The sequence below is a fragment of the Microbacterium sp. C-MGS6 genome (assembly GCF_058140415.1).
This window is the reverse complement of record NZ_CM176934.1, coordinates 738,911-752,043: the sequence shown is the minus strand read 5'-3', so window position 1 is coordinate 752,043 and position 13,133 is coordinate 738,911. Positions and strand designations below refer to the sequence as shown.

The 13,133-nt window shown below is 70.6% G+C and carries 13 protein-coding genes; 6 read left to right on the top strand and 7 right to left on the bottom strand.

The window, feature by feature from the left end; all coding sequences use genetic code 11:
- Positions 1–4: 4 nt before the first annotated feature.
- Complete coding sequence (locus AC3B5L_RS03650) at positions 5–1,000, bottom strand: siderophore ABC transporter substrate-binding protein (protein WP_259953461.1); 996 nt, start codon at positions 998–1,000, stop codon at positions 5–7.
- 100 nt (positions 1,001–1,100) lie between these two features.
- Between AC3B5L_RS03650 and AC3B5L_RS03645 the strand changes: the two genes are divergently transcribed.
- From AC3B5L_RS03645 to AC3B5L_RS03620, 6 genes are all read left to right on the top strand, one after another.
- On the top strand, positions 1,101–1,868 hold the full coding sequence (locus AC3B5L_RS03645) for a siderophore-interacting protein (protein WP_259953463.1): 768 nt from the start codon (positions 1,101–1,103) through the stop codon (positions 1,866–1,868).
- Between the two features lie 31 nt (positions 1,869–1,899).
- Entirely contained in the window at positions 1,900–2,301 is a 402-nt protein-coding gene (locus AC3B5L_RS03640) for a VOC family protein (protein WP_259953464.1), read from the top strand.
- A 276-nt stretch (positions 2,302–2,577) separates the two neighbouring features.
- Positions 2,578–3,747, top strand: coding sequence for an RtcB family protein (locus tag AC3B5L_RS03635; RefSeq protein ID WP_187663290.1), 1,170 nt, complete (start codon positions 2,578–2,580; stop codon positions 3,745–3,747).
- A gap of 144 nt (positions 3,748–3,891) precedes the next feature.
- Positions 3,892–4,200 (top strand): hypothetical protein, encoded by a 309-nt coding sequence (locus AC3B5L_RS03630; protein WP_187663289.1) that lies wholly within the window; start codon positions 3,892–3,894, stop codon positions 4,198–4,200.
- A gap of 10 nt (positions 4,201–4,210) precedes the next feature.
- Positions 4,211–4,969 carry an SDR family oxidoreductase gene (locus tag AC3B5L_RS03625; protein ID WP_259953466.1) on the top strand — a complete coding sequence of 253 codons (759 nt, stop codon included), beginning with the start codon at positions 4,211–4,213 and terminating at the stop codon, positions 4,967–4,969.
- A 48-nt stretch (positions 4,970–5,017) separates the two neighbouring features.
- On the top strand, positions 5,018–5,404 hold the full coding sequence (locus tag AC3B5L_RS03620) for a VOC family protein (RefSeq protein ID WP_490096218.1): 387 nt from the start codon (positions 5,018–5,020) through the stop codon (positions 5,402–5,404).
- A gap of 33 nt (positions 5,405–5,437) precedes the next feature.
- On the opposite strand, the gene AC3B5L_RS03615 is transcribed toward AC3B5L_RS03620, so the two are convergent.
- Genes AC3B5L_RS03615 through AC3B5L_RS03590 form a run of 6 tightly spaced genes read right to left on the bottom strand, consistent with a single transcriptional unit; the run spans position 5,438 to position 13,121 of the window.
- Positions 5,438–6,952 carry a helix-turn-helix domain-containing protein gene (locus AC3B5L_RS03615; RefSeq protein ID WP_259953467.1) on the bottom strand — a complete coding sequence of 505 codons (1,515 nt, stop codon included), beginning with the start codon at positions 6,950–6,952 and terminating at the stop codon, positions 5,438–5,440.
- Complete coding sequence (locus AC3B5L_RS03610) at positions 6,949–7,977, bottom strand: DUF917 domain-containing protein (protein WP_259953468.1); 1,029 nt, start codon at positions 7,975–7,977, stop codon at positions 6,949–6,951. Before AC3B5L_RS03610 ends, AC3B5L_RS03615 begins: the two co-directional genes overlap by 4 nt.
- A gap of 10 nt (positions 7,978–7,987) precedes the next feature.
- On the bottom strand, positions 7,988–9,091 hold the full coding sequence (locus AC3B5L_RS03605) for an S-methyl thiohydantoin desulfurase family protein (RefSeq protein WP_259953469.1): 1,104 nt from the start codon (positions 9,089–9,091) through the stop codon (positions 7,988–7,990).
- Positions 9,088–10,188: an S-methyl thiohydantoin desulfurase family protein gene (locus AC3B5L_RS03600; RefSeq protein ID WP_280567528.1), complete on the bottom strand. Its 1,101-nt coding sequence runs from the start codon at positions 10,186–10,188 to the stop codon at positions 9,088–9,090. The genes AC3B5L_RS03605 and AC3B5L_RS03600 overlap by 4 nt, the downstream gene beginning before the upstream one ends.
- 1 nt (position 10,189) lies before the next feature.
- Entirely contained in the window at positions 10,190–11,737 is a 1,548-nt protein-coding gene (locus tag AC3B5L_RS03595; RefSeq protein ID WP_259953472.1) for a hydantoinase/oxoprolinase N-terminal domain-containing protein, read from the bottom strand.
- Positions 11,738–11,780: 43 nt separating this feature from the next.
- Complete coding sequence (locus tag AC3B5L_RS03590) at positions 11,781–13,121, bottom strand: purine-cytosine permease family protein (RefSeq protein WP_259953473.1); 1,341 nt, start codon at positions 13,119–13,121, stop codon at positions 11,781–11,783.
- Positions 13,122–13,133: the final 12 nt, after the last annotated feature.

Sequence of the window (13,133 nt, the reverse complement as noted above, 5' to 3'; positions counted from 1 at the left end):
GCCCTTACTTGTCGGCGCTCTTCTCGAGCGCGTCGGCGAGGTCGTTGAGGAACGTCGTGTACGTCTGGATGCTCTCGTTGAGGTAGGTGTCCGTGGGCATGTAGACGATCTGATCGTCCTTCACCGCGGTGACGCCGGCGAGCGCTTCGGAGTTCTCGATGATCTCCGCCGCCTGCACGTAGTCCGGCGTCTCCGCGGCGAACACGGCGTCGCGGTCGAGCACCAGGATCCAGTCGGGGTTCGAGGCGGCGATGGCCTCGACCGAGATCTCGTCGCCCTGGTGGTCGTCGCTCGCATCGTCGACCTGCAGCGCCGGAGTGAGGCCGAGCATGTCGTAGATCGGGCCGAGCGAGCGGCCGACCGTCGGAGCGAGGTAGCCGATCTGGCCACCCGAGGTGTTCACGGCCATGACGGTGTCGGCGTCGTCGTAGGCCGCCTTCGCGCGGTCCACCGCGGCGTCGAACTCCTCGACGAGCTTCTGGGCCTCGTCCTGCGTGCCGAAGATCTCGCCCAGGACGGTCGTCTGCCGCTTGAGCTCCTCATCGAAGGGCTCGCCGTCTCGGGGCTCCAGGTCGATGATCGTCGCGTCCGGGACCAGCTCCGCGATGGCCTCGTTGTGCTGAGTGAAGCGCTGACCGCTGATGATGAGGTCGGGGTCGGCGGCGACGATGGCCTCGAGGTCGGGCTCGGTATGCAGGCCGATGTCGACGATGTCCTCGTCCTTCGCGTACGAGACGGTCTCCGGCATCAGGGAGACCGCACCGGCGGAGAGCTCGACACCCCAGTCGGACAGGGTCTGGAAGGTCCGGTTGTCCAGAGCGACGACCGAGGTCGGCGGCGTGGTGATCTCATGCGTGCCGGTGTTGTCCTCGATGGTCACGGTCCCCGATCCCGCGGTCGTCGCTTCGGGTTCGGCTTCGCCGCCGGACGCGCAGCCGGAGAGGGCGAGCAGGCCGACGAGAGCGACGCTCGTGGCGGTGAGGGTTCTGGGCACGGACATGGAGAGACTCCTGTTCTGCGGGGATGTGTGCACCCTCGTGGGGCGCCGGTCCGACGGGCGGGCGAGCCGACCGCGTCGGTTTTTAGGTTAGCCTTACTTTATGAGCGATACGAAATCCGGTTTCTCGATCGAGCGTCGCGGCCTCGAGCTGCGCTTCCGCAACGTCACGCTGAGCGCCCGCGAATGGCTCGCTCCGGATTTCGTGCGCGTCCGGCTGTCCGGCCCCGACCTCGCCGGCTTCGACTCCCCGGGCTCAGACGACCACATGCGGCTCTTCTTCCCGAGCGGCCCCGTGGGCTCGGTGGAGGAGCTGCGCGCCGCCCCGAGCCGCGAGTACACGCCCCTCGCGTGGGGTGACGACTGGCTCGATGTCGAGTTCGCCGTGCACGGCGATCAGGGCGTGGCCGCACCGTGGGCCGCGAACGCCCCGCTGGGGTCGACCATCGGCGTCGGCGGGCCGCGCGGCGCCGCCGTCCTCACCGGAGAGCCGGGATCGTGGCTCCTCGTCGGTGACGAGACGGCCATCCCCGCGATCCGCCGTTTCGCCGCCCTCATCCCCGACGGCACGCCGGCACGCATCGTCATCGAGACCACGTCGGCAGCCGGCGAGGTCGCTCTCGAAGCTCCGGTGGCTGTCGAGTGGCTGCACCGCGGCGCCGCTCCCGCCGGCTCTGCGCTGATCTCCTTCCTCGACGCGCTCACCGAGGACGAGGTCGTCGGACCCGACCCGTTCGTCTTCATCGCCGCCGAGCAGTCCATCGTGAAGCCCGGTCGGGCCCTGCTGGCACGCTGGGGCGTGGACAACGCGAACGCCGTCGTGAAGGGCTACTGGAAGCGCGGCGAGGCCGAATACCACGCTCCCCACTGACACCGGGTCGATGCGCTGACAGACTGGGCGCATGGCTCTCCTCGATCACCTGGGCATCACCGTCGCCGACCTCGAACGCGGACGGGCGCAGTTCCATCCCGTGCTCACCGCGCTCGGCTACGAACTCGGCGGCGAGGACGATCACTCGATCTCCTGGCACACCGGCGACGAGACCGAGATCATCCTCTACACCTGGGACGACGACTCCACGCCCCACCGGCACGGCCGCGTGGGCTGGCAGCACATGGCTTTCGCGGTGCCGTCGCGCGCCGAGGTCGACAGGCTCCACGATCTCGCGCTCGAATCCGGCTGGACCGCCGTGCGGGACCCGAAGGAATATCCGCGGTACAGCGAGCGGTACTACGCCTCCTTCGTCGAGGACGCCGACGGCATCCGGCTCGAGTTCATGTACAACCCGCCGAGGGACGCTTGACGCCCGGGCGTGTCGCCGCCTAGGGTGGCAAGGCTGTGCCGACCGGCGCCGCACACCAGCCGAGGAGACGACGGATGACCGCCCCGCGGAATCTCCACCCGATCACGGCATTGCCGCTTCCGCAGAAGCGCAATGACCGCGACGAGTCGTACCCTCCGGCGCGCGCCGTGTGACAGCATCCGCTCTCGCAACGCCCCGCACCGTCAGGTCCGGGGCGTTTTCCGTCGGAAGACTCCCCTGACCTGTGGGCTGGACATCACCACAAGGAAAGGAATCATGGAGAGGCTCTCCGCACGGCTGCTGTCGTGGGCGTCCCTGATCGATGAGAAGACCCTCGATCAGGCGCGCACCACCTCACGCATGCCGTTCATCCACCCGCACCTGGCGCTGATGCCGGATGCGCACCTCGGCAAGGGGGCGACCGTCGGGTCGGTCATCCCGACGCTCGGCGCGATCATCCCCGCCGCCGTCGGCGTCGACATCGGCTGCGGCATGATCGCCGTCCGCACGCCGTTCACGAAGGACGACCTCGACGGGCGCGACCTCGCCGCGCTCCGGGAGCAGATCGAGCGCGCGGTCCCGCTGTCCGCCGGGCGCTACAACAACAAGGTCGTGGGGACGGCCGCTCCTCGCGTGGTCGAGCTGGAGGAGCGGGCCACCGCGGCCGAGTTCGACCCCGAGGGCTACGCGAAGAACTGGCGGCTCCAGCTCGGCACCCTCGGGTCGGGAAACCACTTCATCGAGGTGTCGGCGGATGAACTCGACCGGGTCTGGCTGTTCCTGCATTCCGGTTCCCGCGGCGTGGGCAACAGGATCGCCGGGCACCACATCGCCGTCGCACAGCGTCTGGCGAAGCAATGGTGGATCGACCTCCCCGACCCCGACCTGGCCTACCTCGTCGAGGGCACGCCGGAGTTCACCCGCTACATCCGGGAGCTCAGGTGGGCGCAGCACTTCGCGCTGCTGAACCGCGAGGAGATGATGGACCGCGTCATCCGGCAGCTCTCCGAGTTCCTCGGCACCCCGGTCGAGGAGGAGGAGCGGATCAACTGCCACCACAACTTCACGGAGTCGGAGATGCACTTCGGGAAGCGCGTCTGGGTGTCCCGGAAGGGCGCGATCCAGGCGGATGCGGGTCGGCCCGGACTCATCCCCGGGTCGATGGGCACGGCGTCCTACGTGGTGGAAGGGCTCGGCGACCCGCTGTCGCTGAACTCGTCACCGCACGGCGCCGGGCGCGAGTACTCGCGGTCCGCGGCCCGGAAGACGTTCACGCATGCGCAGCTGCGCGAGGCGATGGCCGGCATCGAGTTCCGCGACACCGACGCCTTCATCGACGAGATCCCGCAGGCGTACAAGCCCATCGATCGCGTGATGGCGGATGCGGCGAGCCTGGTGCGGATCCGGCACACGCTGCGGCAGCTCGTCAACGTGAAGGGCGACTGACCGAGGGCCGGGTGAGAAGGATCCTCGCCCGGCCCTTCCTCCCCAATCCGCGCGATTCCTGGTGTCTCCACAGAGCGCGGGTCGCCCAGCGTGGCGTCCGCCAGGATGCTGGCAGGCTGAAGGGTCCGGTGCCACGATGAGGGGATGGAAACCATGGACGGTGCACAGGTCTGGACCATGATCGGCGCTTTCACGGCGCTGATGATGGGCATGCTCACGGTCGTCTCGACGCTGTTCATCCGCGTCCTGCGCAGCGAGATCGGCGGCCTGCGCAACGAGATGAACGGTCAGCTCGGCGGCCTGCGCAACGAGATGACCGCGCGCTTCGATGCGGTCAACACCCGGTTCGACGCGGTCGGCACCCGCATCGACGGCGTCAACGCCCGTATCGACGGACTCGATCGTGATGTGCAGGCGCTCGTGAAGCGCACCTTCGGACTGGATCGGGAGTGAGGATCGACGCATGAGGATCGTCGTCGCAGGAGGAACCGGCGTCGTCGGCACGCCCACGGTGGAGGCCGTCCGGAGCGCGGGTCATGAGGCCGTCGTGCTCAGTCGTTCGCACGGCGTCGACCTGGTCAGCGGGCGCGGGCTGGAGGCGGCGCTGACCGGAGCCGACGCCGTGATCGACGTCGTGAGCGTCGAGACGCTGAAGGCGAGCACGGCGATCGAGTTCTTCACGGCCGCCACCGGGAACCTCCTCGCCGCCGCCGCGGACGCCGGCGTGGGACACGTCGTCCTGCTCTCCATCGTCGGCATCGACCGGATCCCCTACGACTACTACGCGGGCAAGGTGGCCCAGGAGAAGCTGGTCTCCGCGTCCGCCGTCCCCTCGACGATCCTCCGAGCCACGCAGTTCCACGAGTTCGCCGCGCAGATGTTCGCGCGCGCGAAGGCGGGTCCGCTGCATCTCGCCCCGCGTGCGCGCACGCAGCCGGTGGCGGCCCGCGAGGTCGCGGAACAGCTCGTCGCGCTCGCGACCGGGAACGCGCTGGGCCGAGTGCCCGACCTCGCCGGCCCCCGCGAAGAGCAGCTCGCCGACATGGTGCGGGCGTACGCGCGACGCATCGGGTACCGCGGCTGGATCCCGGCGCTGAACGTGCCAGGTCCGCAGATGGCGGGGATGCGCGCGGGGAAGGCGCTGCCGGGACCAGACGCGATTCGCGGGACGCAGACGTTCGCGGAATGGCTTGCCGAAGCGGTGCCGGCGCGCGCAGACTGAGGAGGGGCGGGGGTCTTTCCAGCAGTCGAGCGACCAGGAGCAGCACGCATGGCGAACCTCAATCCCTACCTGTCCTTCCGCACCGAGGCCCGCGAGGCCATGGAGTTCTACCGGGGAGTCCTCGGCGGAGACCTCGACATCACGGTCTTCGGCGACTTCCCCGACATGGTGCAGGATCCGAGCCAGAAGGATCTCGTGATGCATGCGCAGCTCACGACCCCCGACGGTCTCGTGCTCATGGCCTCGGATACTCCGGAGGGCATGACCTACGAGAGACCGCAGGGCATCTCCGTCTCGCTGAGCGGCAATACACAGGAGGTCACCCGACAGGTGTGGGACCGGCTCTCCGAGGGCGCCACGATCACGATGCCGCTCGACGTGCCGCCGTGGGGTGGGACGTTCGGCATGCTCGTCGACCGCTTCGGGATCGCCTGAATGCTGCACGGCGACCCGGAGTGACCGCCGGGCTCAGCGCGGCAGCACGGCGCGACACGCGAGGTGCAACGCCAGCCGCGCCTCGGGGTCGCTCATGTCGATCCCGAGGAGCTCCTGCACCCGCCGGATCCGCACGGCGACCGTGTTGCGATGCAGCCCGAGAGCGGCCGCCGTGGCCGCGATGCCTGACTCATGGTCGAGGTACGCCGACAGCGTCGTGAGCAACTCGCCGTTCCCCTCCCCCAGGGGTGCCAGCAGCGACTGCGCGGCCGGAACGAAGGTGTCGTTCCCGGTCCAGGCGAGCAGGAGCTGTTCGAGCCCGAGGCTGTCGACGCGGACGAACCATCCGGTCGCCGACCGGGCCGCGGCGATCCGTGCGGCATCGCCGGCCTCGTCGAGGGTCGCCGCCAGTCCTTCCGGCCCGGTCTGCGCCGAGCCCACCCCGGTCGCCACCGCGAAGTCGCGCAGGGCCGCGAGGTGGAGGTCGCGCAGCGCCGCCACGGCCCGCTCGATGCGGTCGGGACCGGGGGCTTCGGCGAAGGAGAGCCAACCGCTGAGGCCTCGACCCGCGGTGGTCGCGTGCGCCTCGGCGTCGATCGCGCTGAGCCCCGGCCTGATCGCACGAAGGAGCGCGAGCGGCTCCACCCGGCTGCGCGCCACCATGCGGAACCCGAGGTGATGCCCACCGGTGCGCCACCCCCGCTCCGCCATGCGCCGTTCGACATCGGCATCGGCGGCTCCGCGGAGCTCGACGAAGTCCCGCAGCAGCCCGGACGACGCGGCGACGTCGTTGACGGCCGCGATCTCGTCGATGAGGATGCGGGCGGCCACCGCGGGCATTGCGACCTCCGCGGCCACCAGGAGCGACTGCAGCTGCGCCTCTCCGAAGCCGTCGCCGAACAGGACCAGGCGCAGACCGGACCGGCCGGGGCTGTCCACGCGCACCGAGGCGGCCGCGCCCTCCCCCGCCCTGGCGCCATCGCTCCACGAGTCGAAGCGGATCGCCGCGTGCAGGTCGGCACCCAGATGTCCTCCGGCCTGACGCAGCACTCCCGCGGCGTCGACGAGGGCGACGCCGAGCCCGAGGTTCGCCGCGAGGTGTCCGAGCAGGTCGCCGAGGTCGTCGGCCGCGTATTCGAAGGACTGCGCGACCTTGCGCACCCGTGTGAGCGTGAGGGCGTCTCTCACCTCGATGAGCATCCAACAGGCGCGGGCGAGCTGCACCGGTCTCTCCACGTCGAGCAGGGCGAGACCGATCCGGTCCGCGAGGCGGAGCGCCCCGGGATCGACACCGGCGGCGCCGGGGAGCGCGAGTCCGGTGAACCCGCGGTCACGGACCCGGCGCAGCATCGCGTCCTGCTGCCAGGTGGCGAGCGGTGCCCCCGCCGTGAGGATGGCGAGCCGGGCGGTCCCTTCGTCCGGCAGGTCGGACTCCGCAGCCTCCACCACGACCGCGTCCCACCCGACGTCGCGCGGGCCGGCGACATGGCGGAGGACGCCGTTCTCCTCCTGCGCCAGAAGGGCCCCCAGGGCGAGCGCGCCGTTCACGCGGCGTCCAGATCGACGAGCCCGTAGGCGGAAGGCACGACCCGGGCCCGCCGCTCAGGGCGGGCGTTCCACCACTCCGGCGCGGGAAGGGCGACGGCCGCCACCGTGCGCCCGGGGGCGAGTTCGGTGACCTCGAGGATTTCCCGGGACACGGCATCCAGGAGCACGATGATCTCGGGGGCCGCGGCGACGAGCAGGCCGTCGGTGAGCACCGCCAGCGTCTCGGAACGGGTGACGATCCGATGCACCGCTCCGCCGAGTCCGGCGATCTCGACCGCGTTCACGTGCGGATCGGTGCCGGAGGACGCACCGGCCACGATGCGACCCTCGGCGAGCAGCGTCCCGCCGAGCACGTCGGCCAGGACCGGCAGCGGCGCCGACCGGTGCGCCAGGAAGCTGCGACCGAGGGCGAGCGCGCGGGCGAGGTGGTCGGCGATGGCGTGCTCCCGCAGGTCGCCGACGGTGAAGCCGGCGAGCACAGCGCAGCCGACGCCTCCGGCCTGGATGATGGCCGAACGGACGACACGCTCCGCATCGATGGCCCTCGTCGCCTCCACCAGCGCCACCCCGTCGGCGCCGGTCTCGCACGCGAAGACCAGTCCCGGCACGCGGTCGACGAACAGGGACATCTGATCGAGTCCCGGCACCGCACGCCCCGTGCAGTCGGCGTCCACCACGGTGTGCGATCCGGCCAGGGTGAGCGGCGCGAGGCCGTTCATGCCGCCGCCCTCGAGGGAGCACACGGCCGGGACGGGATGCCCGAGCCACCGCTCCACCGCCCGCAGCAGCGGGGCGAAGGGCGCGGCGCCGGGCATCCGCTCGCCGAGCAGCATCGTCGACCCGACGAAGGCCACGCCGAGACAGGGCGTGCCGGGATCGAGCGCATCCACGGGCGCGACCTCGAGGGGCCATCCCGCGGTGGTGTCGAGGATGAGTTCGAGCATCGTCGTGGAACCGCCGCCGCCGGAGCCGAGCAGGGCGTACCCGCCGGCGAGCGCCTCCAGGTCGTCCCGCTCCAGCCTCATGGGATCCAGCCTAGGACGCGGCCATCCCCTCGACGGGAGCGAACTCCTCGGTCAGGCCGAAGGCCGACGGCCCGAAGGCGGCCAGCGCCTCGGGGGTGCGCATCATCGCCGGCGTCGAGATGCCGAGCACCCGGACGCGCTGACCGTAGCGGAGGCCCTCCGTGGTGATGGGCTCGGCCGTCTCGTGGTCGACGACGCAGATGAGATCGGGGACGATCGCGACGAGCCGTCCAGCCCGCCGCGCGGTGAGGTTCTCGTTCTGGAACGCGATCTCGAACGTGTCGTCCTCCACGGCACCGAGCGGAGCGATGACCGCCCGCCCCTTCGCGAAACCCTCGGTGGTCCGTCGTTCGACGTCCATCACCTTCCCGACGCAGAGCTCGCGCATATGCGGGTAGAGCGTCGTCGACAGCGTCGCGGCGATGGCCTCGAACGGCGAGCGGTGCTCCTCCCGGGCGAGGCGGATCGCCCGACCCAGCGCGAGGGCCATCGAGATGGTCCGCGGCACCGCTGTGCGTCGCACGTCGGCGCCGCTCATGGCGTACTCGGCGATGTGACCGACGCCACCCAGCCGGATGGTGATGCCCCGGGCGAGCCACTCCATCTGGCGGTCGTCGTCCCCGGTGTCGATGACGACCCGCTCCCCGCGCTCTCCGGCGAGGGCGAGCGGCGAGCCGTGGACGCCGTACACCGCGAAGGTCTCCATGGACAGCTCGGGGAAGGCGCGTCCCATGCCGTCCGCGTCGACGACCGGCAGTCCGGTCTCCGCGGCGACGATGAGCGGGATCATCGAGTTGATCCCGCCGCATTCGATGGGCATGGTCGCATCGGCCCGACGTCCGAGGTGGTCCTCCAGGGTGCGCAGCGCGAGGGTGGGCTCGGTGCCGGCGGGGATCTTCTCGACCATCACGGTCGGCGCGCCCATCTGCGCGGTCGGGATCACGAAGAGGTCATCGGCGAGGTCGTCCGGATCGAGGATCGTGATGGTCCCGTCGCCGAGCACCCGCTCCACCAGCATCTTGCCGATGTAGGGGTCGCCCCCGCCGCCGGTGCCGAGCAGCGTCGCACCGCGGGCGAGGTCGGGCAGGTCCGCCGCCGTCAGCTCCCAGCTCATGCGGCGGCCCCTGCCGCGGCGTCTCCGGCGGAGACCGTGCCGTCGAAGCGATGCGCCGGGATGTCGTAGCCGAAATATCCCGGGCCGACCATCGCGAGAGCCGCATCCGAGTGCCAGCGCTCGTCGGCCGGAGCGGCGATCACGCGGACGCGCTGTCCGTAGCGCAGCCCCTCGGTCGTGACGGGCTCCCCCGACTCGCCGTCGAGGACCATGATGAGGTCCGGAGTGGTCGCCAGCACCCGTCCGTCCGCTTCGGCGACGAGGTGCTCGTTCTGGAACTGCAGCGTCAGCGAGGTGCCGCCGTCTCCATCGATCCGTGCCCTGCCGCGCGCGAAGCCGGTGGTCGTGGCCCGGTTCACGTCGGCCACCTTGCCGCCGAACAGCTCGCGACCGCCGAGGAGCTCGACGACAGCGGCGACCGGGTCGGTCTTCGCCTCGCGGGCCTCCGCGATCCGCTGACCGATGTCGATGCACCGGGACAGCGATCCCGCCACCAGCGACTGACGTGCGGCGGCACCCGACATCGAGAAGCCGGAGATCATGACGGAGCAGCCCATCTCGACGCACGCGACACGGGCGATGCGCTCGGTCCAGGAGTTGTCGGCGGTCTGCAGCACGCCCGTGTTCCCCTTCTCGTCGCTGAAGGCGAGCGGCGAGGCCGTCACGCCGTAGAGCGTCGGGAGCACCATCTGCAGTTCGGGGAACGCGCGCCCCATGCCGTCCGCATCGACGAGCGCAAGCCCGAGCGCGGCGGCGGCGGCGATCGGGATCGTCGAGTTCACCCCGCCCACCTCGGCACAGGCGATGTGCGTGACCGGGCGGCCGAGGTGGATGCCGAGCGCCTTGACCGGCTCGATGACCTCCGCGAGGCTCGGCAGCTTCTCGACCATGACGGTGGGCGCGCCCATCATCGCGACGAACAGCACCAGGGCGTCGTCCGGCACCTCGTCGAGCGCCACGACCGTGACGTCTCCGGAGGCGAGGGCCTGGCGGGCGAGGAGGGCGCCGATGTACGGGTCGCCACCCCCGCCGGTGCCGAGCACGGCCGCGCCGCGGGCGAGGCCGTCGATGTCGGCCGCGGTGATCGTCGTGCTCATGTCAGGCCCCCATGTCGAGGTCGCCGACCGCCTTCACGCGGATGCGCGTGGCGTTGCCGGGAAGATACGGGATGGGGACCTCGTCGAAGTCGATGATCGTCACGGTCGCGGGCTTGGCACCGGCCGCGATGGCCTTGTCGACGGCCTCCGCGCGCACCTCGGCGATGGTCTCATCGCGACGGCCGGGCTCGATCGCGTAGACCTTGTCGATCTCGCCACCGACCTGCGCGATCGAGGCGCCGATGGCGTTGGCGACCGCATAGTTCTCCGGCCGATGCACGGTGCCGAACAGGGGCAGCTCGTCGGGCAGCAGGATGGACCCGCCACCGACCGCCACGACCGCGATGGGTTCGGGCGACGTGCGCATGCGGTCCACCGCCTCCGCCACCCGCTCCGCGATCCGGGCGAGCACCCGCTCCACGAAAGCGGGGTCCAGGTGCGCGACCTTGGCGGGGTCTCCCACCTGCGCGCGACCGGCGGCGACCGCGATGTCGGTGGCCGTGAGGGTCGAGCCGCCGAAGACCAGCGCCTCCGTCGTCAGCGTGTAGCCGACCGAGGCCGGGCCGACCTCGGCGGTCTCCTCGTCGACGATGCTGCCGCCACCGATGCCGAGGGAGAGCACGTCCGGCATCCGGAAGTTCGTGCGGATGCCGGCGACCTTCACCTCGTTCGCCGTCTCCCGCGGGAAGCCGTTGATGAGCAGGCCGATGTCGGCGGTGGTGCCGCCCACGTCGATGACGGCGCAGTCGACGAGTCCGCTCGTGGCCGCGGCTCCACGCATCGAGTTCGTCGGTCCGGACGCGAACGTGGCGACCGGGTACCGGCGCACGTAGTCCTCGTCCATCAGCGTGCCGTCGTTCTGGCTGAGGAAGATCGGCGCCTCGATGCCCTGCGCGCGGACCGCCGAGGTCAACCCGTCGACGATCTCCGACGCGAGCTCCCGGAGGGCGGCGTTGATGATCGTCGCGTTCTCGCGCTCCAGAAGCCCGATGCGGCCGATCTCGTGCGAGAGCGAGATGGCGGCGTCCTCCCCCAGCACCGAGGCGACGATCTCGGCCGCCTGCACTTCGAGGTCGTGGTTGACCGGGCTGAACACCGACGAGATGGCGACGGACCGGATGCCGTGCGCCTTCATGTCCTCGGCGTGCGCGCGGATCTCATCGGGGTCGAGCGGCGAGATCGGACGGCCGTCGAACTCGTAGCCGCCGTGCGCCAGGTAGCTGCGCGCCCGGGTGGCGGCGACGAGCACCTCCGGCCAGTCGATCAACGGGGGCAGTGCGCGCGTCGCGGGCAGGCCGAGCCGGAGCGCCGCCACCGGGGCGAGCCGGCTCGCCTGCACGAGCGCGTTGATGAAGTGCGTCGTGCCGATCATCACCGCATCGATGTCGGCGCCCTCGAAGGCGTGCCCCGCACGGAGGTCTTCGATGGCCTGGACGATCCCGCTCGTCACGTCCGGGGTCGTGGAGTGCTTCACCCCGGCCAGGGTGCGGGTGCCGTCCATGAGGACGGCGTCGGTGTTGGTACCGCCGACGTCGATGCCGATGTGCATGGTGCTCGCTTTCGTGGAGGTGGTTCTTTTCCGGCGCGTCTGCTCAGACCGCGGCGGGGGTGCTGTCGACGGGGCTCGCCTGCCGGGTGGTCGCGACGCCGACGCCGCGCACCCAGCCGAGCTTGCCGGCGACGATGTAGAGCACCATCGACAGGAAGAGGCTGAGCAGCGACGGGATGCCCCAGGTCACGAAGTAGCCGACCAGCGAGGAGACCAGCCAGACGACGATCGTGGCCGGGACGATCCTCGGGGCGGTGGCGGGCAGGGTCCCCGCGGCACGGGTCGCGTCGAGCTCGGGACGCCAGCGGCGCACCACGTAGTACTCGGCGACCATGATCCCGGCGATCGGCGGGAACGCGACGCTGAGCACGACGAGGAACTCGGTGAACTGACCGAGGATGCCGACGGCGGCCAGCACCGAGCCGACCACTCCGAGGACGATCGTAGTGGTGACACGGTGGAGGTTCTTGCCGAAGGCCGTGGAGATGAAGTTCACCAGGCCGAGAGTGGAGGAGTACAGGTTCCAGTCGTTGATCTTCAGCGTGCCGGTGAGGACGATGAACAGACCGATGAAGCCGACGGACGAGGTCACGATCGCGACGATGTCGCCGGTCGCCGCCGCGTGGGCGAGGAGGACGCCCGCGAGTCCGATCACGAATTCGCCCAGGGAGACGCCGAGCACCGTCTGCTTGACGACGTCGGCCCGCGAGCGGTTGAACCGGGTCATGTCGCCGGTGATGATGGCGCCGACGATGAGGCCCCCGGCGACGATGCCGGTTCCCGCCCAGACGCTCATGGTCGGGCCGGGCGCCGGGCCGGTGAGCAGTTCGCCGATGTCGTGGCGGGTGAGCTCGGAGATGACGGACCAGCCCACGAGGATCAGGAACAGCGGCACCGTGATGTTGGCGAGCCACTGCATGCCGACGAAGCCGAAGGCGACGATCGCGGTGACGGCGAGGCCGAAGATGAGGCTCCAGGCCCAGACGGGCAGCGCGCCGGGCATCAGCGCGTCGAGCGACTGCGCGGAGATCGCGGACTGGATGCCGAACCAGCCGATGAGGCTGATGCCGATCGCGAGGCCGACGAGCGAGGCGCCGATCTCGCCGAAGCCGGTCCAGCGGGCGAGGAGCGCCGTGTTCAAACCCTCGCGCTGGCCGATGAAGCCGACGACGCACATGATCACTTCGAGGATGAGCGAGCCGAAGAGGAAGGCGAGGACGGCCTCGCCGAAGGTCATGCTGTAACCGAGGGTCGCGCCGAGGAGGAACTGCGAGAGGGCCGAGACCTGCCCGAATCGCTGAACGGCGATTCCGAACCAGGGTTTGCGGGCCTCGGGAGTCACTCGGGAGAGCGCGAAGTCGTCTGCGTGCGCCGTGCGTGCCATGGGAGTCCTTCG

Bases quoted from the DNA above. Each gene is read 5' to 3' on its own strand.
- AC3B5L_RS03650 (WP_259953461.1), bottom strand. From the start codon at position 1,000: ATGTCCGTGCCCAGAACCCTCACCGCCACGAGCGTCGCTCTCGTCGGC.
- AC3B5L_RS03645 (WP_259953463.1), top strand. From the start codon at position 1,101: ATGAGCGATACGAAATCCGGTTTCTCGATCGAGCGTCGCGGCCTCGAG.
- AC3B5L_RS03640 (WP_259953464.1), top strand. From the start codon at position 1,900: ATGGCTCTCCTCGATCACCTGGGCATCACCGTCGCCGACCTCGAACGC.
- AC3B5L_RS03635 (WP_187663290.1), top strand. From the start codon at position 2,578: ATGGAGAGGCTCTCCGCACGGCTGCTGTCGTGGGCGTCCCTGATCGAT.
- AC3B5L_RS03630 (WP_187663289.1), top strand. From the start codon at position 3,892: ATGGAAACCATGGACGGTGCACAGGTCTGGACCATGATCGGCGCTTTC.
- AC3B5L_RS03625 (WP_259953466.1), top strand. From the start codon at position 4,211: ATGAGGATCGTCGTCGCAGGAGGAACCGGCGTCGTCGGCACGCCCACG.
- AC3B5L_RS03620 (WP_490096218.1), top strand. From the start codon at position 5,018: ATGGCGAACCTCAATCCCTACCTGTCCTTCCGCACCGAGGCCCGCGAG.
- AC3B5L_RS03610 (WP_259953468.1), bottom strand. From the start codon at position 7,977: ATGAGGCTGGAGCGGGACGACCTGGAGGCGCTCGCCGGCGGGTACGCC.
- AC3B5L_RS03605 (WP_259953469.1), bottom strand. From the start codon at position 9,091: ATGAGCTGGGAGCTGACGGCGGCGGACCTGCCCGACCTCGCCCGCGGT.
- AC3B5L_RS03600 (WP_280567528.1), bottom strand. From the start codon at position 10,188: ATGAGCACGACGATCACCGCGGCCGACATCGACGGCCTCGCCCGCGGC.
- AC3B5L_RS03595 (WP_259953472.1), bottom strand. From the start codon at position 11,737: ATGCACATCGGCATCGACGTCGGCGGTACCAACACCGACGCCGTCCTC.
- AC3B5L_RS03590 (WP_259953473.1), bottom strand. From the start codon at position 13,121: ATGGCACGCACGGCGCACGCAGACGACTTCGCGCTCTCCCGAGTGACT.